The following is a 24489-nucleotide window of genomic DNA, read 5'->3' as shown; positions in this document are numbered from 1 at the left end:
AGCCGTTCCCAATTGGGAACGGTTTTTTTATGCATCATTTTCTACATAAGAAGAAAGCGCTTGGATAGCTTCTTCTTCGTCACTACCTTCAGCAATCAGCGTGATAACGGTACCACGATTTAACGCTAAGCTCATTAACCCCATAATGCTCTTAGCGTTTACTACTTTTTCATCTTTCTTTAAAAACACATCCGATGTAAAACGGTTAGCTTCTTGAACAAACATGGCTGCTACTCGTGCTTGAAGGCCTGTTCCCAATTTAATTTCTACTTGTTTTTCCATTATGTTCTCCTCCCATGTCCCTTGCTTTACGTAACTGGTTGTCCAGCACGCAATTTATCGGCAATTTCATCTATCTTGCGTAGACGATGATTAATTCCAGACTTGCTAATTTGTCCGCCGGATACCATTTCCCCTAGTTCTTTTAGCGTTACGTCTTGGTATTCTACTCGTAAACGAGCAATTTCACGAAGCTTCTCAGGCAATACTTCGAGCCCAACTGTCTCTTGAATATAACGAATATTTTCCACCTGCCGAATCGCTGCACCGATGGTCTTGTTTAAGTTCGCTGTTTCACAATTGACGAGTCGATTAACAGAGTTTCGCATATCTCGTACAATACGAACGTCTTCAAAACGTAATAAAGCGCTATGTGCTCCAACAATACTTAAGAATTCCGTGATTTTCTCTGCTTCTTTTAAGTAATTGATATACCCTTTTTTACGCTCAAGCGTTTTACTGTTTAAGCCAAATGTATTCATTAACTCACAAAGGGCATCATTGTGCTCTCTATAGAGAGAAAAAATCTCTAGATGATAAGAGGATGTTTCTGGATTATTAATTGATCCTCCAGCTAAGAAAGCTCCCCTCAAATATGAACGCTTACAACACTTCTTTTTGACAAGCTCTTCTGAAATGTTATGAGTAAATGTGAAGCCTTCATTTAAAATTTTTAAATCCTCCAGTAAAAAACGAGCTTTTTCCACCAGACGAACAATGTAAACATTGTTCTTTTTCAACCTCATTTTTTTACGCACCAACAGCTCCACCGTTACGTTATACGATTTCTTTAGAAGTACATAAATTCTTCTGGCGATGGCTGCATTTTCTGTTTGTACGTCCACTGTTAAGTTACGATTAGAAAATGCCAACGACCCGTTCATTCGAATTAAAGCTGAAAGTTCTGCTTTTGCGCAGCAATCTTTCACTTCTAAATTAGTAAGTTCTTTTTTTGTTTCTGAAGCAAACGACACTTTCCCACCTCCATTCTGTTGTCGTAGTAAGTTGCGGAAATTGACGTTTACGCCAACATATTAAAGATAAGGCGTGCCACTTTTTTCGTATCGTGACGAATAACACTACCGTCATATTGAATAATCTGTTCTTCCAACACTTCTAGTCCTAATTCAGTCAGCACTTCTCGGTCGTATTCCACAGGCTGTGCTTGTTCAACCTCATAGCGCTTCTTTAACGGTGCAGGAATTGGCGCATTATTTACAATAATTGCGTCTAAAAACGCACAAGGCATATGATCATACAGAGCCTTTACGTGATCACTTGCTTTAAAACCTAGTGTTTCCCCTTGCTGGGTCATCACATTACATACATATACTTTTCTCGCTTTTGTCGTACATAGCTCATCTCGAATATCCGGAACAAGTAAATTAGGCAGGATGCTTGTATATAAGCTACCTGGACCTAATATAATTAAGTCAGCTTTGCGAATTGCTTTTAACGCTTCAACAGAAGGCTTAATATCTTTTGGAGATAAAAATACGCGCTTAATTCTTTTTCCATACTCCGGAATCTTAGACTCTCCTGTGACAATTACTCCGTCTTCCATTTCTGCATGTAGCACTACGCTACGATTAGCAGAAGGTAATACTTTACCACGAACATTTAACACTTTGCTCATCTCACGAATCGCATGCACAAAATCACCTGTAATAGATGTCATTGCGGCTAAAAGCAAATTCCCCAGTGAGTGACCAATCAATTCATTTCCAGTTTCAAAGCGATGTTGAAACAGCTCTTCTACCAACGGTTCAACATCAGATAATGCGGCTAACACATTTCGAATATCACCAGGAGCCGGAATCTCTAGCTCATCTCGAAGCCTCCCAGAACTTCCGCCGTCGTCAGCAACCGTTACAATTGCTGTAATATCAAGAGGATATTCTTTCAACCCTCTTAATAATACAGGTAATCCTGTTCCTCCTCCAATGACAACGACTTTTGCAAGCTGTTCACTATTCATCTATATTTTTCCTTCCTCTTCTCGATGTCTCGATGAGAAATATGTGTTTTATAGTCTTTTTCAAAATGATGGCCGATATGTTCAGCCAAAGTGACTGAGCGATGTTGACCACCCGTACAACCAATCGCAATGACAAGCTGACTTTTCCCTTCACGCTTATACTGCGGCAGCATAAATGTTAAAAGATCAAGCACCTTTTCAACAAACTTCTGCGTTTCGGTCCATTTCAACACGTAGGAAGAAACTTCTTCTTCAAGACCTGTTTTCGGCCTCATATGATCAATGTAGTGCGGGTTTGGCAAGAAGCGAACATCAAAAACAAGATCAGCATCGATTGGCACCCCATACTTAAACCCAAATGACATAACGTTCACTGTAAAAACAGGTGAAGCATGTGAAGCAAACTGCGTAAGAATTTTCTCACGTAGCTCTCTTGGTTTTAAGTCAGATGTTTCATAAATTAACTGGGCACGTCCTTTTAATTCCTCTAATAGCTCACGTTCCATACTAATACCTTCTAAAGGTAATCCAGAAGGAGCAAGAGGATGTGAACGCCTTGTTTCTTTATATCTTGTTACGAGCACAGAGTCTTTTGCATCCAAAAAGAGAATTTGAGGCATAACCCATGTCGTTTCACTCATATTATCTAAGGCCTCAAATAAGCTATCAAAGAATTCTCGCCCTCGCAAATCCATAACAAGCGCTACTTTGTTCATTTTATTTCCAGATTCTTTCATAAGTTCAAGGAACTTAGGCAATAGCGTTGGGGGAAGATTGTCCACACAAAAAAAACCTAAATCTTCAAAACTTTGAATTGCCACCGTTTTTCCTGCACCTGACATTCCAGTAATAATAACCAATTGAATATCGCTTACAGATCCAGTACTCATTTGTTTACCCCCTATTAAAACCGAATTTTTTCATTGTTTATCTAACCAAATAGTTAGCAAGGATCGATTCGATAAGACAATAACTCAAAGTCAGTCGTGTATGTAAAATTACCGTAGATTACACCAGAACCTTTTGCCACATAATCAATAATATGATGGTCTCCTGGTGCCATTGGTAATTCACTAACATCATTTAAGTTATGCCAACCAAGCTTTCCTTCTTCTGATTCTAGCACATTTGTTCCATCAAAGTCGGTAGCAAAAAAAGTAAACATCATCCACTCTGACGCAATTTTATCATTTTCTTTCATTGTAAACGTAAAAATACCTTTTACCGTTGGATTCTTCAGGTAGATGCCTGTTTCTTCACGAAATTCTCGAACAACGGAATCCTTTACTGATTCTCCTTGTTCCATTTTCCCACCGGGAGCTACCCACCAATTTCGCCTTGGCTTTTGAAGTAATAGTACTTTTCCGTCTTTCACTAATACACAATTCGTAACTCGTTGCATCTTTTCACCTCTTCTTCTCTTCACTTTTCTGTCTATCATTATACTACGAAACAAACAGCCCTCACAACGAAGACACTTACTTAATACTAAATTTTCTGAAAATATATGTCGATGGTACAAAAAATAGTCCAAAAAAAAGGCCTAGGAACAAGTCCTACGCCCGTCAAAGTTACTATTTTATAAAAGGGGGTCAATTACTACTTATATAGTACCCCATAAACATTTCACGTACGTTACAAAAACTTTAAAACAGAATAACTTTTTGTAAAGATATACGTAACAAATTAGTTAACGGCTTTTAACTTTTCTTTCAGTTCTTCAATATAATGTTGAGCTGCTTGAGCAGCAATACTTCCATCTCCCGTTGCTGTAACGATTTGACGAAGTGCTTTTTCACGAACGTCACCAGCAGCAAAGATTCCTGGGACACGTGTTTCCATTTGTTCATTCGTTTCAATATAGCCTTCTGCATTGGTGATGTTTAAGCCTTCAAACGGCTTTGTTAAAGGAACCATACCGATATAAATGAACACGCCATCTGCTCCGAATTCCTGTTCTTCACCAGTTTGTGTATTAACAAGCGTTACGCTACCTACTTTACCGTCTTTTTCATTCACTTCTTTTACAGTGTGATTCCAGATAAAGTCTACTTTCTCATTATCAAATGCACGCTGTTGTAAGATTTTTTGAGCACGAAGTTCCTCACGACGGTGAACAATCGTTACTTTTGTTGCAAAGCGCGTTAAGTACACACCCTCTTCAACAGCAGAGTCCCCTCCACCAACAACAACAAGCTCTTTTCCTTTAAAGAAAGCTCCGTCACATACTGCACAGTAAGAAACGCCGCGTCCTCCTAATTCTTTTTCACCAGGAACACCTAGTTTTTTATACTCTGCACCTGTTGCAATAATAATAGCACGCGCTTTATATTCTTTTTTACCAGCTACAACAGTCTTATACTCTTCGCCTTCAATAATTTCTTTAATGTCCCCATATGCATACTCAGCACCGAATTTCTTCGCATGTTCAAACATTTTATTTGAAAGATCTGGACCTAGAATATGGTCATAGCCAGGGTAATTTTCTACGTCTTCCGTATTTGCCATTTGGCCACCAGGGATTCCGCGCTCAATCATTAATGTTGATAAATCCGCACGAGACGTATATACAGCAGCAGTCATTCCTGCTGGGCCGGCTCCGATAATAATGACATCATAAATTTTTTCTTCTGTCATTGAGTAACACTCCTTTTAGGAATCTATTCATATATTTTTAATTAATTTTATCCTAATACGCTAACGACACTATCGTCTATTTTTTTGCTCACTTCAGCAGGTTATTTACAATTTTGACGTATTTGCGTACCGTTGATAAAGAAATACTATACAGTTGAGCTACCTTTTCCTGAGAAACAGCTTGTTGCTTTTGCTTCTGGTAGCAGTAAGTCGCTGCAGATGCCCATCCATTTACGTTGACATGGTGCCATTCGGCAGCCTGTATGTTATTCAATTCTACATATATGTTAAACCAAAACTGAATGATACCGGCTGCCTCTACTTCAGCTTCAATTTCAGCTTGGATTAAATCTGCAATTTCAAACATGATGTGCTGCTTATTCTGCCATACATACGTATATACTTCATCAAGTAATGAACTTGTATGTATGGATGGCTTAATTTTTTCTAATAGAAGCAACCGTTCTTTATCAGGAAGCTTCTTAGCCATATACAGGCTATACAGCTGATCATGAATATGTGTGCTTTCACATTTTTCTTGAGCGACAACATCGATTTCAGAATAGAAACGACGATTGTTCTTCTCATTAAATTGCCAAGGCGCTTCTAACTTCACCATTGAACCCGAATCACCAACGTCTTTCCATATATCTTTAGCAAACTGCTCAAACCCCACATGATAAGCAGCATAAGAAAGCCAATAATGAAAAGACGAGTCTGCTTGAAATCCTTTTTTATATAAACTCTTTAACCACCCATATGCTAACTTGTATTCCCCGACAAGAGCAAACGTTGATCCTAATTTATATTGATGCTCCAGAGATAAAGGATATACGCAGCTTAGCTGTTGAATCAAATAATTCACGACGTTCTGGTTATGCCCGTAATAGTGAAACACTAATTGATTACACAAAGCATGTAAGTTCCCAGGATTTTTTTCTAACACTTCATCTAATAAACCAATTGCTTTATCTGTTTCATTAAGATAAAAATGAGCTAACGCTAAATTATTGTACGCTGACCAAAATTCAGGATAGTCTCGAATGATTTCTTCTAATAGCTGAATCGCTTTTTCAAACTGTGCATCTTGAAGCAACTGTTTTGCCTGTTCTTGCTTTAAAATCAGCGCATCTTCCTCATATTCTTCGTCTGATTCTAAATCAATGGAAAGCAGGTCTTCCAGCTCTTCCGCTTCCTCTAACAACTCGCCAGTTACATCTTCTTCCAAATAACATTGAACGTATTTATACGCTTCTTGAAATAATCCAAGATGCGCAAAATTATTAGCAATCACATAATAACAATTGACCATTGTAGAATCCAAATCGTTGATAATATGAAGCAACAGCTCGTTTGATTCTTTATATTCACCTAAATCATTTAAAATAGTCGCTAACTGATATAAAATTAACGGCTCATCCCGGTCTAACTCTGACGCTCTCTGAAGATATCGTTTTGCTTTATATAAATCTTTATATTGATAGGCTTTAAGTGCTTTTTCAAAATATTCTTCTCCCGTTTTAAAAAACGGAATTACCTTTGCTTTCTTCTCGTGCACTTTTGAGTTTTTTCTCATTAAGTCCTCCGATAAGTCCATGATTTCAACGTTGGTAGTATATCATAGTTTAAAGCTTACGGTAACACCTGTATTTTACTGAACCCAAAGAAATATTGGTCAATAAAAAAACTGACCGCAAAGGCCAGCTTTTGTTTATTACTTCGAATGTCTTTCTTTTAATACCGCTAAGACATCGTCAAGCGGAAGCTTTTGCTCACGAAGAAGTACCAATACGTGATAGAACAAATCCGCTACTTCCCATTTTAATTCTTCATGATCACGGTTTTTGGCAGCAATAATAACTTCGCCTGCTTCCTCACCGACTTTTTTTAGGATTTTATCGACACCTTTGTCAAATAAGTAGGTTGTGTACGCTCCTTCTGGCATTTCTGCTTCGCGCTTAGCAATTACTGATTCCAATTCATTAATAATATCAAAACGCCCTGATTGAGGAGATGCACTTTCGTCCTCTAGCAAGTTTTCATTAAAGCAGCTGTATGCACCTGTATGACAAGCAGGTCCGTTTGGATTTACTTTTACAACAATAGAATCCGCATCGCAATCATACGTCATTGCGACAATTCGCTGTGTATTTCCAGATGTAGCTCCCTTGTGCCAAAGCTCTTGGCGAGAGCGGCTAAAAAACCACGTTTCTTTTGTTTCAACTGACTTTTTTAACGATTCTTCATTCATATAGGCTAGAGTCAGCACTTCTTTACTAACCGCGTCCTGCACAATTGCTGGAACTAATCCGTCTTCATTGAATTTAACGTTTTCAATCTTCATCGAATGCTCACTCCTCGTTGTTTTGCATAGGTTTTAATTTCTTTAACAGACGTTTCTTTATAGTGAAAAATAGATGCCGCTAAGCCTGCGTCTGCTTTTCCTTCCGTAAATACGTCCACAAAGTCTTGACCATTTCCTGCGCCTCCTGAAGCAATAACAGGGATACTTACCGCTTCACTTACGGCTTTTGTTAATGCTAGGTTAAAGCCGGACTTGGCACCGTCTTGATCCATACTTGTTAACAAGATCTCACCGGCACCGCGTTTGACAACTTCTTGCGCCCAAGCAACAACTTCCCATCCTGTTGCGTTGCGTCCACCGTGCGTGTATACGCGCCAAGAGCCTAATTCTTCATCATATTTTGCATCAATAGCTACTACAATGCACTGTGCTCCAAAGAAGTTTGACCCTTCCGTAATAAGATCTGGATTTAAGACAGCAGCTGTGTTTAACGACACTTTATCTGCACCTGCTCGCAGCATTCGTTTCATATCCTCAACCGCATTGATTCCTCCACCTACTGTAAACGGAATAGCCAGCTGTGCTGCCACTTCCTCTACTACGTGAACCATGGTTTTACGACCTTCATGAGATGCTGAAATATCTAAGAAAACAAGCTCATCAGCGCCTTCTTCATCATAAAATTTCGCTAATTCTACAGGATCACCAGCGTCTTTTAGCTCCACAAACTGAACACCTTTTACAACGCGCCCTTCCTTTACGTCTAAGCAAGGAATAATACGCTTCGTAATCATGATGTCACCTCTTCAAGCGCCTGGCTTACCGTAAATTGATTTGTGTAGAGTGCTTTTCCAACAATCGCACCAATCACGCCGTCTTTTTCATACGCTTGTAGTGCTTTTAAATCAGCTAATTTACTTACGCCGCCCGATGCGATGACGCTTTTACCTGTTGCTTTTGCCATGCTGACAATACCTTCAACATTTGGTCCTGAAAGCATACCATCCGTTGAAATGTCCGTGAAGATAAACGTTTCAGCACCTGCTTCGGCAAGCTCTTTTCCAAGCTCCGTTGCTTTTACTGTTGACGTTTCAAGCCAGCCTTCCGTTGCTACGTAGACATCGCGCGCGTCAATACCAATCGCAATTTTTTCACCGTATTGACGAAGCATCTTTTTGACAAATTCAGGATTAGAAATCGCTGCGCTTCCTAAGATTACTCGGTCAATTCCGTTTTCTAAGTAATACGCTACGTCTTCTTCTGAACGAATTCCGCCACCAATTTGTACATTGACCCCAAGCTTTTTCTTAACTTCAAGAACAAACTCATTATTTACTCGCTTTGCTGCTTTGGCACCGTCTAAGTCCACCATGTGAATCCACTTCGCACCTTCACCAGCAAATTGTGCTGCCATATCGACTGGTGAATCTCCGTATACCGTTTCTTTATCATAGTCTCCTTGCAAAAGGCGAACACACTTTCCGCCGCGCATATCGATTGCTGGATAAATTGAAAAATTACTCATGAGTTCAACCTCTTCCTTCTACAAAGTTTGCGTAGTTTTGTAAAATCTTCATGCCAATTTCACTGCTTTTTTCCGGGTGGAACTGCGTACCAAATACATTTTCCTTCCCTACAACTGCTGGAACGGCAACATCATATGAGCTTGTTGCTAGAAGCACATCTTGATCATCTGTCTTTACGTAATAAGAGTGCACGAAGTATACGTGGCCTTCTTCAATGCCCGCTAACAGAGGTGAGTTTACATGCATATGTAACGAGTTCCAACCCATATGAGGCACTTTATAAGCTTCACCTTCTGGCGTCACTCCAGGCAGCAGTTCAACACGTCCTTTTAAAAACCCAAGGCCCGTCGTCTTACCATTCTCATCACTTTCCTCAAACAAAAGCTGCATTCCTAAGCAGATACCTAAAAGTGGCTTACCGCTTTCCACTTCTTCTTTTATAAAAGCTGTAAGATTGGTTTCATTCAGCTGTTCCATCGCATCTTTAAATGAGCCAACCCCAGGTAGAATATAGCCTTTTGCCTTACGCAGCTCGCTTGGCTCAGATGAAATAAAATAGTCATAGTCTAAACGTTCAAGCGCTTTGCTTACGCTATACAAATTCCCCATGCCATAGTCAATAATACCAATCATTTACAACATCCCCTTCGTTGATGGTACTCCTTTGACGCGAGGATCAACCGTTGTTGCTTCATCTAATGCTCTCGCCAAGGCTTTGAATACCGCTTCGATGATGTGGTGTGTATTTTGACCATAGTGAACGATAACATGAAGATTCATACGTGATTCAAGCGCAAATTTCCATAAAAATTCGTATACAAGCTCCGTATCAAAAGTACCCACACGTGATGCTGGAATATCGCCTTTAAATTCAAAATGAGGTCGATTACTCAAATCAACTACCACTTGTGCCAACGCATCATCCATTGGAACAAATGCATTGCCGTAGCGCTTAATGCCTTTCTTATCACCAAGTGCTTCTTTAAATGCATGCCCTAAGCAGATACCAATGTCTTCTGTTGTGTGATGATCATCGATCTCAATGTCTCCAATAGCTTTTACATCTAAATTGAACTGACCGTGCTTCGTAAATAAATCAAGCATGTGGTTTAAAAACGGGACACCTGTGTCAATTCCCGCTTTTCCTTCTCCATCAATGGCTATTGCAAGTGAAATATCCGTCTCATTTGTTGTACGTTTGATGCTAGCTTCTCTCATCATGTAACCCTCTCTTTACTTTATTTTTTGAATCGTTCTTCAACTGCTCGAGCGTGTGCTTCTAATCCTTCTAGCCTTGCAAAAGCGGCAATTTTCGAACTATTAGCTTTAAGCGCCTGCTCGCTATATGAAATGATGCTTGATTTTTTTACAAATGAATCAACAGATAACGGACTTGAAAACTTGGCCGTTCCGTTCGTTGGTAATACATGGTTTGGGCCAGCAAAATAATCTCCTACTGGCTCTGAGCTATATCTACCTAAAAAAATAGCTCCAGCGTGACGAATTTTCCCGAGTATAGTCATCGGTTCATCCGTCATAATTTCAAGATGTTCTGGAGCCAATTTATTAACTACGTCAATCGCTTCTTCAAGCTCTTCTGTGACATAAATTGCACCATACTCTTGAATAGATGCTTCAGCAATCACTTTTCGAGGTAGCGTTTCAAGCTGTTTTTGAACCTCTTGTGCTACGGCTGCTGCTAGATTTAAAGACGCTGTTACCAAAATGCTAGATGCCAACTGGTCATGTTCTGCTTGTGATAACAGGTCAGCTGCCACTTCATTTGGTCTTGCTGTATCATCTGCTAATACAACGATTTCACTCGGTCCAGCAATCGAATCAATATCAACTAAGCCGTATACTTCTCTCTTTGCTAAGGCAACATAAATGTTTCCTGGACCCACAATTTTGTCGACCGCTTCAATTGTTTCTGTTCCATACGCCAATGCTCCGATCGCTTGTGCTCCTCCAACTTTATAAATCTCTTCCACACCTAGCTCAGTAGCTGCAACGAGAACGCCAGCTGGTAACGAACCGTCTTTTTGCACAGGTGATACCATTACAATACGCTTAACGCCAGCTACCTGAGCAGGAATTACGTTCATCAACACGGATGATGGATACGCAGCTAAACCGCCTGGGACATAGACGCCAACTGCATCTAAAGGTGTCACCTTCTGCCCAAGAATCGTGCCATCTTCTTTTGTCACCATCCAAGATTGCGTAATCATGCGCTCATGGTAGTCACGGATATTAGCAGCAGCCTCGTTAATAATCTGAATAGTTTCATCATCGATGGCTTCATATGCGTTCTTCCGCTCTGCATCCGACACTTTCAGCGCTTCTAATAACACACCGTCAAACTTTTCCGTATATGAAAATAGGGCTTGATCTCCTTTATCCTTAACGTCTTGAAGAATGTTAAGCACCGCTTCACGCTGTGCTCCCGTGCCTTGATCAATCGTACGTTTTAAGCTAATGTCTTCCGTCACACGTGTAATCTTCATCAAATTCACCTCATTCATGATGCTTCGACAACTTTTGATAATCGGTTAACTAAATCATCAATGCGTTCATCTTTTAACCGGTAGCTAACTGGGTTTACAATTAATCGAGATGTAATATCACCGATATGCTCTAGTTCGACCAGACCATTTTCCTGTAGCGTTCTGCCCGTCGAAACGATATCAACAATACGATCTGCTAAGCCGATAAGCGGCGCTAACTCAATCGATCCATTTAGCTTAATAATTTCCACCTGTTCTCCTTGTTCTCGAAAATAAGTGGACGCGACGTTCGGATATTTTGTCGCTACTTTTTGCGCAATCTCTGATTTTTTCGCATTGGGAAGGCCCGCCACTGCAAGATGACATTTGCTAATCTGCAAATCTAATAGTTCATAGACATCTCTTTCTTCTTCAAGCATCACATCTTTTCCTGCAATACCTAAATCAGCTACGCCATACTCTACGTAAGTCGTTACGTCCATTGGCTTTGCTAAAATAAAGCGCATGTTTTCTTCTGGAATATCAACAATTAATTTACGTGAGTCATCAAACTCTGGAGGAAGCTGAAAGCCTGCTTGACGCAAAAGTTGAGCAGCTTCTTCAAATATTCTTCCTTTTGGCATCGCAATTGTTAGTAGTTCAGTCATTATTGTCCCCCCTTGCCACGTTTACCAATAAGAAACGATACTTCTTCAAGGCCAGCTGTAAATACGTCGACATCATCAACGCCTACAATATCTTGAACAACGACACGTTTACCTGCACGTCTTTGTTCAGCCGCAAGCGCTATTGCTTCTGATAACCGCTCCTGGCTATATAAAACGCCGTAAACAGGCACTTCTTCGTATGCTTCTTCATCTAGCGCTTCAATTAAACGGTCAAGCTGAATACCAAATCCAGTTGCCGGTGTTTTCGTTGAAAATTGTTCTAATAATTGATCGTAACGTCCACCGTTCCCAATATGAAAGCCTACGTGCTCAGCAAAGACTTCAAATAAAATGCCAGTGTAATAACTCATGTGACTTACAAGGTTGAAGTCAATTTTAATTTCTTCCGTTACGCCATAAGCGTCCAGCATGTTCCAAAGGCTTTGAAGATCCTCAGCAAGCTTTTTACCTTCTTTATTTTCAACAAGCTCAATAGCTTCTTGGATTTTTTCTTCTCCACCACGTAAGTTTAAAAGCTGTAAAAGACGCTGTTTATCAATGGAGGAAAGGTTTAAGCTCTTCACGTGATTACGATAACCAACATAATTTTTCTCATATAAAAAGCGGCGTAAAACATTGGCACGCTCTTCGTTTCCGACAATCTCTAAGAACAATGAGTTAACGAATCCAATGTGGCCAATGGCTACTTTAAATGATTTTAGCCCAGCACGCTTTAATGCACTAATCATCAACGCAATCACTTCTGCATCGCTGCTCATTGTTGCATCACCAATTAACTCAACACCAATTTGCTCAAACTCAGCCGGTCGACCACCTTCACGCTGCTGAGCTCGAAAGACATTCGCTTCATACGCAAGGCGAAGCGGTGAGTTATTTAAAAGTTTTGATGCTGCCACGCGCGCAAAAGGCGTCGTCATATCAGGTCGTAAAACAAGCGTATGACCTTCTTTATCTAATAATTTAAATAATTGTTGATCTAAAATGGCCGATGCGCTTCCAACCGTTTCAAAGTATTCAAGAGTAGGAGTAGCCATATATTGATAGCCCCAGCTACTAATTTCTTCTGCTAACTGATTTCGAACTTGCTTTTTCTTTTCAAAAAGAGATGGTAATGTATCCCGCATACCTAAAGGTTTTTCAAACATAAACAGCTTTGACATTATGACACTTCCTTTTCTCAACTTGGTTGCATCTATTTCTATATAAACAACTAATTTTCATCATAGAAGACCACTTTTCACTTTATCACACTAATGTATTAGCGAAATAACAAATTAAAGTTATTAGTAGTTTACACCCCTTATAGGTAATCGTCAACTCATATAGCGCTATTTTCTTACAAAAAAAGCCACTCCTTATTGATAAGTCGTGGCTGATTCGTTTTCTTCTGTGCGCTTTTGCATTTCTTCTTTTGTATAAATGACCCTCATTGGATTTCCTCCAACAAAAGAGCCAGGCTCTATGTTTCTATGTACGACTGTTCCCGCAGCAACAATTGCTCCGTTACCAATCACTACTCCAGGTAAGATTGTACTATTAGCTCCAATCATTACCTCATCACCAATGATTACATCTCCAAGTCGATATTCTTTAATTAAATATTCATGGGCGAGAATCGTTGTGTTATATCCAATTACCGAGTTTTTTCCAACCGTTATCTTCTCTGGAAACATAATATCAAGCATAACCATCAGTCCAAAAGAAGTTTGAGGCCCTACCTCCATCTGTAAGAACGTCCGGTAAAGCCAATTTTTAAATGATAAAAAAGGAGAATAGCGAGCAAGCTGAATGACAATAAAGTTACGCATTACCTTCCAAAATGGAACGGTTTTATAGACGTGCCAGAGCGAGTTAGGTCCTTCGACAGGAAATCGCTTCGTCTTTCTCACTGCTCTTTTCCTCCAAGCCATGGAATCAAGTCTTTCATCTCTTCTAAGATAACATCTGGCTCATAAGAAGCAATGTGTTCTCTTCCTTTTGCACTCCAAGCCACACCAGCTGTTTTCGTACCTGCATTTTTACCAGATAGGATGTCATGATGGTTATCTCCTACCATAACAGCTTCTTCTGGCTGTGCATTTAAAAGTACTAATGCTTTTTCGACTGGCTCTGGGTGAGGTTTTGCATGCTGCACGTCGTCAATTGCAACAATTACATCAAAAAATTGATCCAACTTCGTAAGTTTTAGCCCCAGCATGACCGTATTAATCTGCTTTGTTGTAACGATAGCCAACTTATACTTCTGATCATGTAACCATTTCACCGTTTCAAATACGCCTGCAAACTCTGTTACAAGTTCATCATGATGACTTAAGTTATGAGTACGGTACGTGTCAATCATTTCGTGTACTCGCTCTTTATCCATCTGTACAAAAGTGTCATAAAGAGGTGGCCCCATAAATGCCAAGACATCTTCACGTTTATATTGCTCGGGATAATAATGATTTAATGTGTGCATAAAAGATGAAATAATTAATTCATTTGTATCAATTAGCGTTCCATCTAAATCAAATAGAACGGTGTTAATGCTCATATGAAACTTCCTTTCTATGCCTTACTTCATTTTCTTTCCACATCCGTGAAATCACAATGGTTAACACAAGTGCAACAACTACCCGAATAATGAGCAGCGGCAGTACAGGAATACCTAGCGGAATAAAAATTAACGTATCTTCTACTACAGCATGACAAGCGACTAAAAAGATGAACGCAAGCGTTGCATCACGCTTACTAACTCCCTCTTCTTGTACAGCTTGAATCATGACGCCAGCTCCATATGCCAACCCTAGTAAGAGACCTGTCACAAGCGTTGTAGACGTATTTTCTTTCATCCCTAATAAGCGTGTAAACGGACCAAGCATTGAGGAAAGCTTATCGAGCCACCCAATATCTTTCAGGATTTGAATTCCCACCATAACTGGAATAACAATAAGAGCCAGCTGTAGAATTCCAAAACCTGCTTTTTCAATCGATTGCCAGATGATTGCTCCCCATCCGCTTACTTCCTCGTGCTTCGTTGCTAAAAAACCGTACTGTGCCTGTTCGCCTCCGCCATTCCATACTAAGTTAATGATAATGGCTGAGATCACAGCGAGCCCGATACGAACCGATAAAATAACCCATAGCTTCACACCAACTTTTAAAGCTACGCTCGTTTCAATTAATAAATTATGAGAGAAAGACAGCATAACGGCTAGAATAAATACTTCTTTCACCGTTAAACCCAGTGATAAAATCCCTGCAATTCCCGCATATAAATTTAACAAGTTCCCCAGCACAAGTGGAATGGCTGCATCTCCCGATAGCCCAAATAACTTCATTAAAGGTGAAATTAACGTAGCAAACCAATCCAGCACTGGCGTGTATTGAAGGAGTGAAACAATTAGCGTTACTGGAAAAATGACTTTTCCTAGTGTCAGCGTTGTTTTGAGTCCTCCCATAATCCCCTTTTGTATCGACCTAAGCATTCCCTCACCCCTGTTTCTTTTTACTTGTTTCCAAATACGTTTCCTTATTTGTTTTTCGACGAATAGCAATAATAATGACTGCTACCGCAATTAAGACAAGCGAAATGACTTGTGCGATGCGCAGCGTATCCGTCAACATCAAGCTGTCTGTACGCATTCCTTCAATAAAGTATCGCCCAATTGAATACCAAATAACGTACGTTAAGAACAGTTCACCTCTACGCAAATTGACGCGTCTTAGCGCAATTAACAGAGCAAATCCGGCTAAATTCCAAAGCGATTCATATAAAAACGTAGGGTGGTAATATGTACCGTTAATATACATTTGATTAATAATAAATTCTGGCAGGTGCAAACCTTCTAGAAAAGCACGTGATACTTCTCCACCGTGCGCTTCCTGATTCATAAAATTCCCCCAGCGTCCGATTGCCTGACCAAGAATAATACTCGGTGCCGCAATGTCCGCTAGTTTCCAAAATGAAATCTTTTTCACACGTGAAAAAACAATCCCAGTTAAAATTGCTCCAATCAATCCACCATGAATAGCAATTCCACCGTTCCAGATTTGAGGTATCTCATTCAAATGCTGTGAGTAATAATCCCATTCAAACGCAACATAGTATATGCGCGCACAAATAATAGCAATTGGTACTGCAAATAGCACTAAATCGATAAACGTGTCTTTAGGCAACCCACGCTTCGTGCTTTCTTTTGTAGCAATATACAGAGCAAGCAGCACACCAGCTCCAATAATGACGCCATACCAATAGATTGTCAGTGGGCCTAGCTCTAAAAACACACGATCAAGCGGCTGAATATTTGCTTCCATCAAACCACCCTTTCTTAAATATCTTCTCTGTCACCGTCTTCAATTACATCCGTTAAGCGATTTGAGAACTGCTCAGCTGCATTAATTCCCATGCGTTTCAAGCGGAAGTTCATTGCGGCTACCTCAATAATAACAGCTAAGTTACGCCCTGGACGAACAGGTAACGTGATTTTTGTCACATCTGTGTCAATAATCTTCATTTTATCTTCTTCAAGGCCTAAACGATCATAATGTTTATTTTGGTCCCATGTCTCAAGCTGAATAACTAATGAAATACGCTTATAGCTACGTACTGAACCTGCACCAAATAGCGTCATCACGTTAATAATACCAAGGCCGCGAATTTCAAGTAAGTGTTCAATTAACCCCGGAGCATTACCGACCAGCGTATCTTGATCTTCTTGACGAATTTCTACACAGTCATCCGCTACTAGACGATGTCCACGTTTCACAAGTTCAAGCGCGGTTTCACTTTTACCAACGCCACTTTTCCCCATGATTAAGACACCGATTCCATAAATATCTACAAGCACTCCGTGAAGAGCTGTAGACGGTGCTAAACGACTTTCTAAAAAGTTCGTTAAATGACTTGAAAGTCTTGTCGTTTTAGAAGGCGATCGTAGTACAGGAACTGCTTCGCGTTCAGAAGCTTCAATCAATTCTTTCGGCACAGACATATCACGAGAAATAATAATGGCTGGCGTAATATCTGTACACATTTTTTCCATTCGGACTTTCTTTTCTTCATCATCTAAACGCTCAAAAAATGATAATTCCGTTTTCCCTAATAGCTGTATGCGCTCTGCTGGATAATATGTAAAATAACCGGCCATTTCAATCCCTGGACGTGAAATATCACTTGTTGCAATCGGACGGTCAATTCCTTCTTCTCCACTGATTAACTCTAAATTAAACTTTTCAATTAAGTCTTTAGTACGAACTGTTACCACCTGAAATCCTCCTTTAGTTTAAAACCATGTACCCATTAGCTTTTTGTCTATGATAGTATTTACCATTAAAGGTTCACTCTATTTTATCATTAAAAGCAAGAGAAGAGAAAACAAAGTAGCGCTAGCTTCGTTGAAGCTAGCGCTACTTTATTTGGATCGCAACGGATCAATAATAACCTTTTGAATCAATAGGTTCAGAATGGACATAACAATAGCAGCTAAAATAGCTGTACCAAATCCATCAATAACAAACGAATCACCCATAATACCTTGCGTAATCATTAACGTCGCTGCGTTTATGACGAATAAAAACAGTCCAAGTGTTAGAAATGTCACTGGTAACGTCAAAAGAATTAAAATGGGTTTCACGATAATATTTAAAATGGATAAAATGATGCTGGCAATAATTGCAGCACCAATCGACGATAGTTGAAATGCATCGATATAACCTGCAATTACTACAAGTACAAGAGCATTAATTAAAATGCTAATAATCCCTCTCACAAGCATGCTTATTAGGCTCCTTCTTCATTTGGCAATACAAAGATTAAAATGAAGTAGATAACTACCAGTGGTGTTCCAATAACGAATAGAACGCTCAATGCAAAAATCAGTCGAAGAATCGTAGCACTAATCCCTGTATACTCAGAAATTCCGCCGATAATTCCAGCTAATTTTCTATTTCTGCGTGATCTATATAACTTTTTCATTTATCAATCTTCTCCTTTTCCTAATCATTCTGATTACAAAAGGCTTCTTTATATGCCAACGTTTTACTTAATTGTGATTGAACCAGCTTTAGACTCTGCTAATAATTTATACGATTTAGCTGTTTCAAGATATGCTCGGAAGCGCATCTGCTTCATGACCGTCTCTTTTTTCTCTTCAATTACCTCCATTTGAGGTAAGTTACAGACGAATTTACCTAGATTTGATTTCAAATCTCCTTCGATGCCAAGATGAGACGGCGTATAAAGCTCGATATGCCCCGTAGTCGTTTTTAAAAATGCTAACTCAACACGCTCTCCTTTCAGGTACCCTTCAATATCTCCATTAAAAGTTTGCGCATCGATTTTTTTATAATCCCCATCAAATTTTATAGAGCCGTTAATCGTCTCCATCTCACATTTTGATGAGAAAACGCGTGAGAGCTCAATGTGACCATTAGATGTTTCCGCTTCAAGCTGTCCACTATTCACTTCATAAAAGCGAATTAAACCGTTGGCTGTTTTGGCCTTTAATTCTCTTACATTTAATCTTTCCCCTTCAATAGGTCCATTAAACACACGTACATTCACTCTCTCATACTCGGTTTCAGGTATATAAACAGTCGCCTTCACCTTCATATGTTTTTTTTGCACATTAAATTTTAGCTTCCCGTTCTCAATTGAAAATAAGACATCTTTTAAAAACGCTTGTCGCGCTTGCTCTTGCCCCTCTACCTTATAAACATCTGATTCGCACTCGATTCGCACATCCGGACTTCCCCATGGTTTTACCTTCACACTTCCGTTTGCAATATCGATATCAATTGCCTGAATATAAGCTTCTGTTTGTTGGAAAATATGCTGAACTTTAACCGAGGGACCAAAGTTAAAGTCTAAATCAACGTCCTTTACTTTTTTGACTGTCTGATCGACAAAGCTAAATAGCTTTTCTTTAAAGGATGCAGACGAAGGTTTAAAAGTCGAAGAACTGCTGCTCGATTTACCAACATAAGGCGTCAACTCCGATGATGCATTCACTTTTACAGTTGGCTCAGGGTTTGCTTCAAGTGAATTTAAAAGCGTTAATGCTTCATCTACCGTCAACTTCCCCTCTTCTACCATCTGTAAAATCTGCTTGCGCTTTTCTAGCATGTGACTCTCCCCTTTTGGTTTATAATTTCATCTATCTTAGCTCGTTATTTCATACTTTCACTGCCTTTTTATTAAAGAAAAAGCAGGCTATTATGTAATACGGTTTATGCTACAAAAAGTTTCAATATACATAAAATAGAAAAAAGCGCTACCTTTAGCGCCTTTTTTTCTATTTTATGCTTTGCCAACTGTTTGAACTTCCTTTATCTTCTCATCCATACGCTTTCGATCACGTTCTAAAATTGGCTTTAAATACTTACCTGTATAGGAACCTTTCACTTCAGCGACTTCTTCTGGTGTACCTGTACCAACAATTTGACCACCTTGATCTCCGCCTTCAGGTCCTAAATCAATTAAATAATCTGCTGCTTTAATAATATCAAGATTGTGTTCAATAACGAGAACCGTGTCACCATTTTCAACGAGTCGTTGCAATACTTTTAGAAGTCGTGCAATATCGTCAATATGCAGACCTGTTGTTGGCTCATCTAAAATGTAAAGCGTTCGGCCTGTTGATCGGCGATGCAGCTCAGAAGCTAGCTTTACACGCTGCGCTTCCCCTCCTGATAGGGTTGTAGCAGGCTGCCCAAGCGTAATATATCCAAGTCCTACGTCATAGATTGTTTGTAGCTTACGCTTGATTTTCGGTATGTTTTCAAAGAAATGCAGAGCATCCTCGACCGTCATATCCAGCACGTCTGAAATATTATGGTCTTTATATTTAACTTCTAACGTTTCGCGGTTGTAGCGCTTGCCATGACATACTTCACAAGGTACATATACGTCCGGCAAAAAGTGCATTTCAATTTTAATGATTCCGTCTCCACGACACGCTTCACAGCGACCTCCCTTTACGTTAAAGCTAAAACGACCTTTTTTATAACCACGTACTTTTGCTTCGTTCGTTTGGGCAAATACGTCACGAATATCATCAAAAACACCCGTATACGTAGCTGGATTAGAGCGTGGTGTACGTCCAATTGGAGATTGATCAATATCAATCACTTTATCTAAGTGCTCAATTCCTTTGATTTCTTTATGCTCTCCAGCCCTACTTTTGGCTTTATGAAGCTTTTGAGCAAGCGTTTTGTGTAAAATATCATTTACCAGCGTACTTTTCCCTGAACCTGATACGCCTGTTACTGCTGTAAACGTTCCAAGTGGAATACTTACCTTCACATTTTTTAAATTGTTTTCTTTTGCACCTACAATGTCAATCATTCGGCTCTTATCAATTGCGCGGCGCTCTGTTGGCAGCGGAATAAAACGCTCTCCCGATAGATACTGACCTGTTAATGAATTTGGATCTGCCATCACTTCTTTTGGTGTTCCCTGTGACACAACCGCTCCTCCATGCACACCGGCACCAGGACCAATATCAATTAAATAATCGGCAGCAAGCATCGTATCTTCATCGTGCTCAACAACAATTAATGTATTCCCAATGTCTCTCATATCTTGCATCGTTCGAATAAGGCGATCATTATCACGCTGATGGAGACCAATGGACGGTTCATCTAAAATGTAAAGAACCCCTGTTAAACGTGAGCCAATTTGCGTTGCTAGTCGAATACGCTGTGCTTCTCCACCAGATAACGTTCCAGCTGAACGATTAATTGTGAGGTAATCTAAGCCGACATTCACTAAGAAACTGAGGCGTTCTTTAATTTCTCTTAAAATCATGTCTGCAATTTTCATTTCTTTATCAGAAAGCTGCAGGCTGCTAAAGAAATTGTACGCTTCTTGTACAGAAAAACGCGTCACGTTACCGATATGCTTAGAATCAATTAAAACAGCAAGCGCTTCTTTCTTTAAGCGGTGGCCCTTACACCTTGGACAAGGCTGTTCAGCCATATATTTTTCCATTTGCTCACGAATATAATCAGAGCTGGTTTCATGATAACGACGCTCTACGTTTGGAATTACACCTTCGAACAAGATTTCATTTTCACGCACTTGTCCAAAGTCATTTTCATAGCGGAAGTATATTTTTTCGCCATCGCTTCCATGCAAGATTTTATCTAATAAATGCTTAGGTAAGTCTTTTACCGGCACGTCCATATCGATGCTATAATGAGCGCAAACTGCTTCTAGCATTTGTGGATAGTACTGAGAACTTGTTGGAGCCCATGGAGCAATAGCATTTTCTCGTAATGTTAACGTATCATCCGGAATCACCAGTTCATGGTCAACTTTAAGCTTCATTCCTAGTCCATCACATGCTGTACAAGCACCATAAGGACTGTTGAATGAAAACATTCTCGGTTCAAGCTCTCCAATTGAAAAACCACATTTTGGACATGCATGATGCTCACTAAATAAAAGCTCTTCTTCACCAATGATGTCGATAATAACCTTTCCATCACCGAGTTTTAGAGCCGTTTCTAGGGAGTCAGATAAACGAGACTGTACGCCTTCTTTTACCACGATTCGATCGATAACCACTTCAATCGAATGTTTTTTATTTTTGTCTAGCTCAATTTCCTCTGTTACTTCGCGCATTTCTCCATCTACGCGCACACGCACGTATCCTTGCTTTTTAATATCTTCTAAGGCCTTTACATGCGCACCTTTTCGCCCAGACACAACGGGAGCCAGCACTTGTAATTTTGTACGCTCTTTGTACTCTAAAATACGGTCCACCATCTGCTCAATGGTCTGAGATGTAATTTCAATCCCGTGGTTTGGACAAGTCGGTCTCCCTACACGCGCAAACAGCAAGCGTAAATAATCATAAATTTCCGTAACGGTTCCTACAGTTGAACGAGGGTTGCGGCTCGTTGTTTTTTGATCGATTGAGATAGCCGGAGACAAACCTTCAATGGAATCCACGTCCGGCTTGTCCATCTGACCAAGGAACTGCCGAGCATACGCTGATAATGACTCCACGTAACGTCTCTGACCTTCTGCATAAATCGTATCAAAAGCAAGCGATGATTTACCAGAACCTGATAAGCCCGTTAGTACGACCAGCTTATCACGTGGAATTTCAATATCGATATTTTTTAAATTATGAGCGCGCGCGCCCTTTATTACGATTTTCTCCATGGCCATCTTGCCATCACCCTTCTGCTTTTAATTCTAAAAGAAGATCACGAAGCTCAGCTGCTCGTTCAAAGTTAAGAGCTTTTGCTGCTTCCTTCATTTCTTCTTCCATTTCTTGAATTACTTTTTGCTTTTCTTTTCCAGTCATTTTATCAAACGCAGGTGCTTGATCGTAGCTTTCAGTATCCTCAGCTACAATTGTTGCTCGGATTGCACCTCGAACTTCTTTTTGAATTGTCTGCGGCGTAATGCCGTGTTTTTCATTGTATGCTTCTTGAATGCTGCGACGACGATTCGTTTCACTAATCGCAATTTCCATCGAGTTAGTGATGCGATTTGCGTACATAATAACGTGACCATTAGCGTTACGAGCCGCTCGACCAATTGTTTGGATAAGTGAACGCTCTGATCGTAGAAATCCTTCTTTATCTGCATCTAATATCGTGACAAGTGACACTTCAGGAATATCGAGTCCTTCCCTTAGAAGGTTAATTCCAACTAAAACGTCAAATTTACCAAGACGCAAATCACGAATAATTTCAATTCGCTCAAGCGTTTTAATTTCAGAATGCAAATACTGTACTTTAATGCCGATTTCTTTTAAATAATTCGTTAAGTCCTCTGACATTTTTTTCGTTAGCGTTGTAATGAGAACGCGCTCGTTTTTCGCAATTCGATCTTGAAGCTCTCCAATTAAATCATCAATCTGCCCTTCAATTGGTCTCACTTCAATATTTGGATCCAATAATCCCGTTGGTCGAATGATTTGTTCAATAACATCAGACGCTTTTTCAAGTTCATAAGGCCCTGGCGTTGCCGAAACGTGAACAATTTGATGGATATGATCTTCAAATTCATCGAATTTCAACGGACGATTATCAAGCGCTGAAGGAAGACGAAAACCATGGTCAACAAGCACTTGTTTTCGCGCTTGGTCCCCGTTATACATTCCGCGAATTTGTGGAATAGTCACATGTGATTCATCGACTACAAGAAGAAAGTCTTCTGGGAAGAAATCTAGCAGCGTGTATGGTGTCGATCCTGGTGGACGTAGCGTTAAATGACGAGAGTAGTTTTCAATTCCGGAACAGAACCCCATCTCTCTCATCATTTCTAAATCATAGTTTGTGCGCTGTTCAAGGCGCTGAGCTTCTAATAATTTGCCTGCTTCTCGCATCTTTTCAAGCTGTTCTTGAAGCTCTTTTTCAATATTTTTAATCGCTACTTTCATCTTTTCTTCTCGAGTGACGAAGTGAGACGCCGGGAAGATGGCCACGTGTTCTCTATCGCTAAGGACTTCTCCGGTTAAAGCATCAACTTCTCGAATACGATCAATTTCATCTCCGAAGAACTCAATGCGAATGCAGCGCTCATCTCTTGATGCTGGGAAAATCTCCACCACATCTCCACGCACGCGAAATGTTCCGCGTTTAAAGTCGATGTCATTGCGTTCATACTGCACGTCCACAAGATCTCGAAGTAGCTGATTTCGCTCCTTTTCCATGCCGACACGAAGCGAAACAACCATTTCTTTATATTCTTCCGGTGAACCTAATCCATAAATACAAGATACGCTGGCAATAATGATAACGTCGTTTCTTTCAAACAACGAAGACGTTGCAGAGTGACGTAGCTTATCGATTTCGTCATTAATGCTTGCATCTTTTTCAATAAACGTATCGGTTTGTGGAACATAAGCTTCAGGCTGATAGTAGTCGTAATAGCTCACAAAGTATTCCACTGCGTTATCTGGAAAGAACTCTTTAAACTCGCTATATAGCTGCCCAGCCAACGTTTTATTATGAGCAATAATTAAGGTAGGCTTATTAACCTCCTTAATTACATTAGAAATCGTAAATGTCTTACCTGTTCCTGTTGCACCTAATAACACCTGCTGCTGTTTTCCTTCATGAATACCTTTGACAATTTTTTCAATTGCCTTGGGCTGATCCCCTTTAGGTTCATATGAGGATACTAGCTTAAATTGATCTACCACAGAGAGGCCTCCATTTCATTAGTGTTAAAATTATAGCACTGTAATCCTTAAAAACACGAACTTATATTCGTATTTTATCATTTCTTTTTATATAATGGAACACTAGTGTTGCATTAATTTAAATTAACTATTAAAAAGACTCAAAATCTTCAATTTTATTATTTTAGGCAAACAAAAAGTCCTTTATAATGGAAATAGATGGTGGTAACCCGTCCAAATCCACTAATAAAGGACCAAACTTATGGACAAGATTACACGAAAAACTTCATTTGGACAATGGTTTTCACCAATTAATCTTCAATTATTAGAAGATAACGTGAAAACATTGAAATTAGATTACTATACGAAAAAATTAACGACAGAATCATTCCTTAAATTATTACTTTTTGCACAGCTAGTAGAAATTGAAAGTCTACATGCATTGGGCGATAGCCTTTTCGATG

General features: G+C 39.7%; 26 protein-coding genes. 1 reads left to right on the top strand and 25 read right to left on the bottom strand.

The window, feature by feature from the left end; all coding sequences use genetic code 11:
* Positions 1–27 precede the first annotated feature (27 nt).
* From AS180_RS10550 to uvrB, 25 genes are all read right to left on the bottom strand, one after another.
* Positions 28–285 carry an HPr family phosphocarrier protein gene (locus AS180_RS10550; protein WP_062686796.1) on the bottom strand — a complete coding sequence of 86 codons (258 nt, stop codon included), beginning with the start codon at positions 283–285 and terminating at the stop codon, positions 28–30.
* 23 nt (positions 286–308) lie between these two features.
* Positions 309–1253, bottom strand: a complete 945-nt coding sequence (whiA, locus tag AS180_RS10545) for a DNA-binding protein WhiA (protein WP_025907447.1) — start codon at positions 1251–1253, stop codon at positions 309–311.
* 47 nt (positions 1254–1300) lie between these two features.
* Positions 1301–2257 (bottom strand): gluconeogenesis factor YvcK family protein, encoded by a 957-nt coding sequence (locus AS180_RS10540; protein WP_062686795.1) that lies wholly within the window; start codon positions 2255–2257, stop codon positions 1301–1303.
* Positions 2254–3147, bottom strand: coding sequence for an RNase adapter RapZ (gene rapZ, locus AS180_RS10535; RefSeq protein ID WP_025907443.1), 894 nt, complete (start codon positions 3145–3147; stop codon positions 2254–2256). The genes AS180_RS10540 and rapZ overlap by 4 nt, the downstream gene beginning before the upstream one ends.
* Before the next feature lie 53 nt (positions 3148–3200).
* Positions 3201–3659, bottom strand: coding sequence for an 8-oxo-dGTP diphosphatase (locus tag AS180_RS10530; protein WP_025907442.1), 459 nt, complete (start codon positions 3657–3659; stop codon positions 3201–3203).
* A gap of 284 nt (positions 3660–3943) precedes the next feature.
* Positions 3944–4894 carry a thioredoxin-disulfide reductase gene (trxB, locus tag AS180_RS10525; protein ID WP_025907441.1) on the bottom strand — a complete coding sequence of 317 codons (951 nt, stop codon included), beginning with the start codon at positions 4892–4894 and terminating at the stop codon, positions 3944–3946.
* Between the two features lie 88 nt (positions 4895–4982).
* The gene (locus AS180_RS10520; RefSeq protein ID WP_025907440.1) at positions 4983–6470 is read right to left on the bottom strand and encodes a tetratricopeptide repeat protein; all 1488 of its coding nucleotides are present in this window, start codon (positions 6468–6470) and stop codon (positions 4983–4985) included.
* A gap of 138 nt (positions 6471–6608) precedes the next feature.
* Entirely contained in the window at positions 6609–7238 is a 630-nt protein-coding gene (gene hisIE, locus AS180_RS10515) for a bifunctional phosphoribosyl-AMP cyclohydrolase/phosphoribosyl-ATP diphosphatase HisIE (RefSeq protein ID WP_025907439.1), read from the bottom strand.
* On the bottom strand, positions 7235–7993 hold the full coding sequence (gene hisF / locus AS180_RS10510) for an imidazole glycerol phosphate synthase subunit HisF (RefSeq protein WP_025907436.1): 759 nt from the start codon (positions 7991–7993) through the stop codon (positions 7235–7237). Before hisF ends, hisIE begins: the two co-directional genes overlap by 4 nt.
* The gene (hisA, locus tag AS180_RS10505) at positions 7990–8724 is read right to left on the bottom strand and encodes a 1-(5-phosphoribosyl)-5-[(5-phosphoribosylamino)methylideneamino]imidazole-4-carboxamide isomerase (RefSeq protein ID WP_062686794.1); all 735 of its coding nucleotides are present in this window, start codon (positions 8722–8724) and stop codon (positions 7990–7992) included. Before hisA ends, hisF begins: the two co-directional genes overlap by 4 nt.
* A 4-nt stretch (positions 8725–8728) precedes the next feature.
* Positions 8729–9358 (bottom strand): imidazole glycerol phosphate synthase subunit HisH, encoded by a 630-nt coding sequence (gene hisH, locus AS180_RS10500; RefSeq protein WP_025907432.1) that lies wholly within the window; start codon positions 9356–9358, stop codon positions 8729–8731.
* The gene (gene hisB, locus AS180_RS10495; RefSeq protein ID WP_025907430.1) at positions 9359–9946 is read right to left on the bottom strand and encodes an imidazoleglycerol-phosphate dehydratase HisB; all 588 of its coding nucleotides are present in this window, start codon (positions 9944–9946) and stop codon (positions 9359–9361) included. It abuts the gene before it with no gap.
* Positions 9947–9963: 17 nt separating this feature from the next.
* On the bottom strand, positions 9964–11232 hold the full coding sequence (gene hisD, locus AS180_RS10490) for a histidinol dehydrogenase (protein ID WP_062686793.1): 1269 nt from the start codon (positions 11230–11232) through the stop codon (positions 9964–9966).
* Positions 11233–11246: 14 nt separating this feature from the next.
* Positions 11247–11879: an ATP phosphoribosyltransferase gene (gene hisG / locus AS180_RS10485; protein ID WP_025907426.1), complete on the bottom strand. Its 633-nt coding sequence runs from the start codon at positions 11877–11879 to the stop codon at positions 11247–11249.
* The gene (locus AS180_RS10480) at positions 11879–13060 is read right to left on the bottom strand and encodes an ATP phosphoribosyltransferase regulatory subunit (RefSeq protein WP_025907424.1); all 1182 of its coding nucleotides are present in this window, start codon (positions 13058–13060) and stop codon (positions 11879–11881) included. Before AS180_RS10480 ends, hisG begins: the two co-directional genes overlap by 1 nt.
* 195 nt (positions 13061–13255) lie before the next feature.
* Positions 13256–13789, bottom strand: coding sequence for an acyltransferase (locus tag AS180_RS10475; RefSeq protein WP_025907423.1), 534 nt, complete (start codon positions 13787–13789; stop codon positions 13256–13258).
* Complete coding sequence (gene ppaX / locus AS180_RS10470) at positions 13786–14433, bottom strand: pyrophosphatase PpaX (RefSeq protein ID WP_025907421.1); 648 nt, start codon at positions 14431–14433, stop codon at positions 13786–13788. Before ppaX ends, AS180_RS10475 begins: the two co-directional genes overlap by 4 nt.
* Positions 14423–15367 carry a nucleoside recognition domain-containing protein gene (locus AS180_RS10465; protein WP_062686792.1) on the bottom strand — a complete coding sequence of 315 codons (945 nt, stop codon included), beginning with the start codon at positions 15365–15367 and terminating at the stop codon, positions 14423–14425. Before AS180_RS10465 ends, ppaX begins: the two co-directional genes overlap by 11 nt.
* 4 nt (positions 15368–15371) lie before the next feature.
* Positions 15372–16196 (bottom strand): prolipoprotein diacylglyceryl transferase, encoded by an 825-nt coding sequence (gene lgt, locus AS180_RS10460; protein ID WP_025907417.1) that lies wholly within the window; start codon positions 16194–16196, stop codon positions 15372–15374.
* A gap of 14 nt (positions 16197–16210) precedes the next feature.
* The gene (hprK, locus tag AS180_RS10455; RefSeq protein ID WP_025907414.1) at positions 16211–17146 is read right to left on the bottom strand and encodes an HPr(Ser) kinase/phosphatase; all 936 of its coding nucleotides are present in this window, start codon (positions 17144–17146) and stop codon (positions 16211–16213) included.
* 147 nt (positions 17147–17293) lie between these two features.
* Entirely contained in the window at positions 17294–17656 is a 363-nt protein-coding gene (locus AS180_RS10450) for a phage holin family protein (RefSeq protein WP_025907413.1), read from the bottom strand.
* A gap of 5 nt (positions 17657–17661) precedes the next feature.
* Positions 17662–17856, bottom strand: a complete 195-nt coding sequence (locus AS180_RS10445; protein WP_025907411.1) for a PspC domain-containing protein — start codon at positions 17854–17856, stop codon at positions 17662–17664.
* Positions 17857–17919: 63 nt separating this feature from the next.
* Positions 17920–19005: a DUF4097 family beta strand repeat-containing protein gene (locus AS180_RS10440; RefSeq protein WP_025907409.1), complete on the bottom strand. Its 1086-nt coding sequence runs from the start codon at positions 19003–19005 to the stop codon at positions 17920–17922.
* Between the two features lie 174 nt (positions 19006–19179).
* Entirely contained in the window at positions 19180–22059 is a 2880-nt protein-coding gene (gene uvrA / locus AS180_RS10435; protein WP_062686791.1) for an excinuclease ABC subunit UvrA, read from the bottom strand.
* Positions 22060–22066: 7 nt separating this feature from the next.
* A complete protein-coding gene (gene uvrB, locus AS180_RS10430; RefSeq protein ID WP_062686790.1) occupies positions 22067–24046 on the bottom strand; it encodes an excinuclease ABC subunit UvrB in 1980 nt (659 codons plus the stop codon).
* 241 nt (positions 24047–24287) lie between these two features.
* Between uvrB and AS180_RS10425 the strand changes: the two genes are divergently transcribed.
* The coding region (locus tag AS180_RS10425; protein ID WP_139109186.1) for a DUF4372 domain-containing protein at positions 24288–24489 on the top strand (202 nt) is incomplete at its 3' end.

The sequence above is a fragment of the Priestia veravalensis genome, from assembly GCF_001457055.1.
Taxonomy (GTDB): Bacteria; Bacillota; Bacilli; order Bacillales; family Bacillaceae_H; genus Priestia; species Priestia flexa.
The sequence above is the reverse complement of the archived record's forward strand: the minus strand, read 5'-3'. Positions and strand labels throughout refer to the sequence as shown.

Bases quoted from the DNA above. Each gene is read 5' to 3' on its own strand.
- AS180_RS10480 (WP_025907424.1), bottom strand. From the start codon at position 13,060: ATGTCAAAGCTGTTTATGTTTGAAAAACCTTTAGGTATGCGGGATACA.
- trxB (WP_025907441.1), bottom strand. From the start codon at position 4,894: ATGACAGAAGAAAAAATTTATGATGTCATTATTATCGGAGCCGGCCCA.
- uvrA (WP_062686791.1), bottom strand. From the start codon at position 22,059: ATGGCCATGGAGAAAATCGTAATAAAGGGCGCGCGCGCTCATAATTTA.
- hisG (WP_025907426.1), bottom strand. From the start codon at position 11,879: ATGACTGAACTACTAACAATTGCGATGCCAAAAGGAAGAATATTTGAA.
- ppaX (WP_025907421.1), bottom strand. From the start codon at position 14,433: ATGAGCATTAACACCGTTCTATTTGATTTAGATGGAACGCTAATTGAT.
- AS180_RS10520 (WP_025907440.1), bottom strand. From the start codon at position 6,470: ATGAGAAAAAACTCAAAAGTGCACGAGAAGAAAGCAAAGGTAATTCCG.
- hisD (WP_062686793.1), bottom strand. From the start codon at position 11,232: ATGAAGATTACACGTGTGACGGAAGACATTAGCTTAAAACGTACGATT.
- hisIE (WP_025907439.1), bottom strand. From the start codon at position 7,238: ATGAAGATTGAAAACGTTAAATTCAATGAAGACGGATTAGTTCCAGCA.
- rapZ (WP_025907443.1), bottom strand. From the start codon at position 3,147: ATGAGTACTGGATCTGTAAGCGATATTCAATTGGTTATTATTACTGGA.
- hisA (WP_062686794.1), bottom strand. From the start codon at position 8,724: ATGAGTAATTTTTCAATTTATCCAGCAATCGATATGCGCGGCGGAAAG.
- AS180_RS10530 (WP_025907442.1), bottom strand. From the start codon at position 3,659: ATGCAACGAGTTACGAATTGTGTATTAGTGAAAGACGGAAAAGTACTA.
- AS180_RS10440 (WP_025907409.1), bottom strand. From the start codon at position 19,005: ATGCTAGAAAAGCGCAAGCAGATTTTACAGATGGTAGAAGAGGGGAAG.
- lgt (WP_025907417.1), bottom strand. From the start codon at position 16,196: ATGGAAGCAAATATTCAGCCGCTTGATCGTGTGTTTTTAGAGCTAGGC.
- AS180_RS10540 (WP_062686795.1), bottom strand. From the start codon at position 2,257: ATGAATAGTGAACAGCTTGCAAAAGTCGTTGTCATTGGAGGAGGAACA.
- AS180_RS10450 (WP_025907413.1), bottom strand. From the start codon at position 17,656: ATGCTTGTGAGAGGGATTATTAGCATTTTAATTAATGCTCTTGTACTT.
- hisH (WP_025907432.1), bottom strand. From the start codon at position 9,358: ATGATTGGTATTATTGACTATGGCATGGGGAATTTGTATAGCGTAAGC.
- hisB (WP_025907430.1), bottom strand. From the start codon at position 9,946: ATGATGAGAGAAGCTAGCATCAAACGTACAACAAATGAGACGGATATT.
- hisF (WP_025907436.1), bottom strand. From the start codon at position 7,993: ATGATTACGAAGCGTATTATTCCTTGCTTAGACGTAAAGGAAGGGCGC.
- AS180_RS10465 (WP_062686792.1), bottom strand. From the start codon at position 15,367: ATGCTTAGGTCGATACAAAAGGGGATTATGGGAGGACTCAAAACAACG.
- AS180_RS10445 (WP_025907411.1), bottom strand. From the start codon at position 17,856: ATGAAAAAGTTATATAGATCACGCAGAAATAGAAAATTAGCTGGAATT.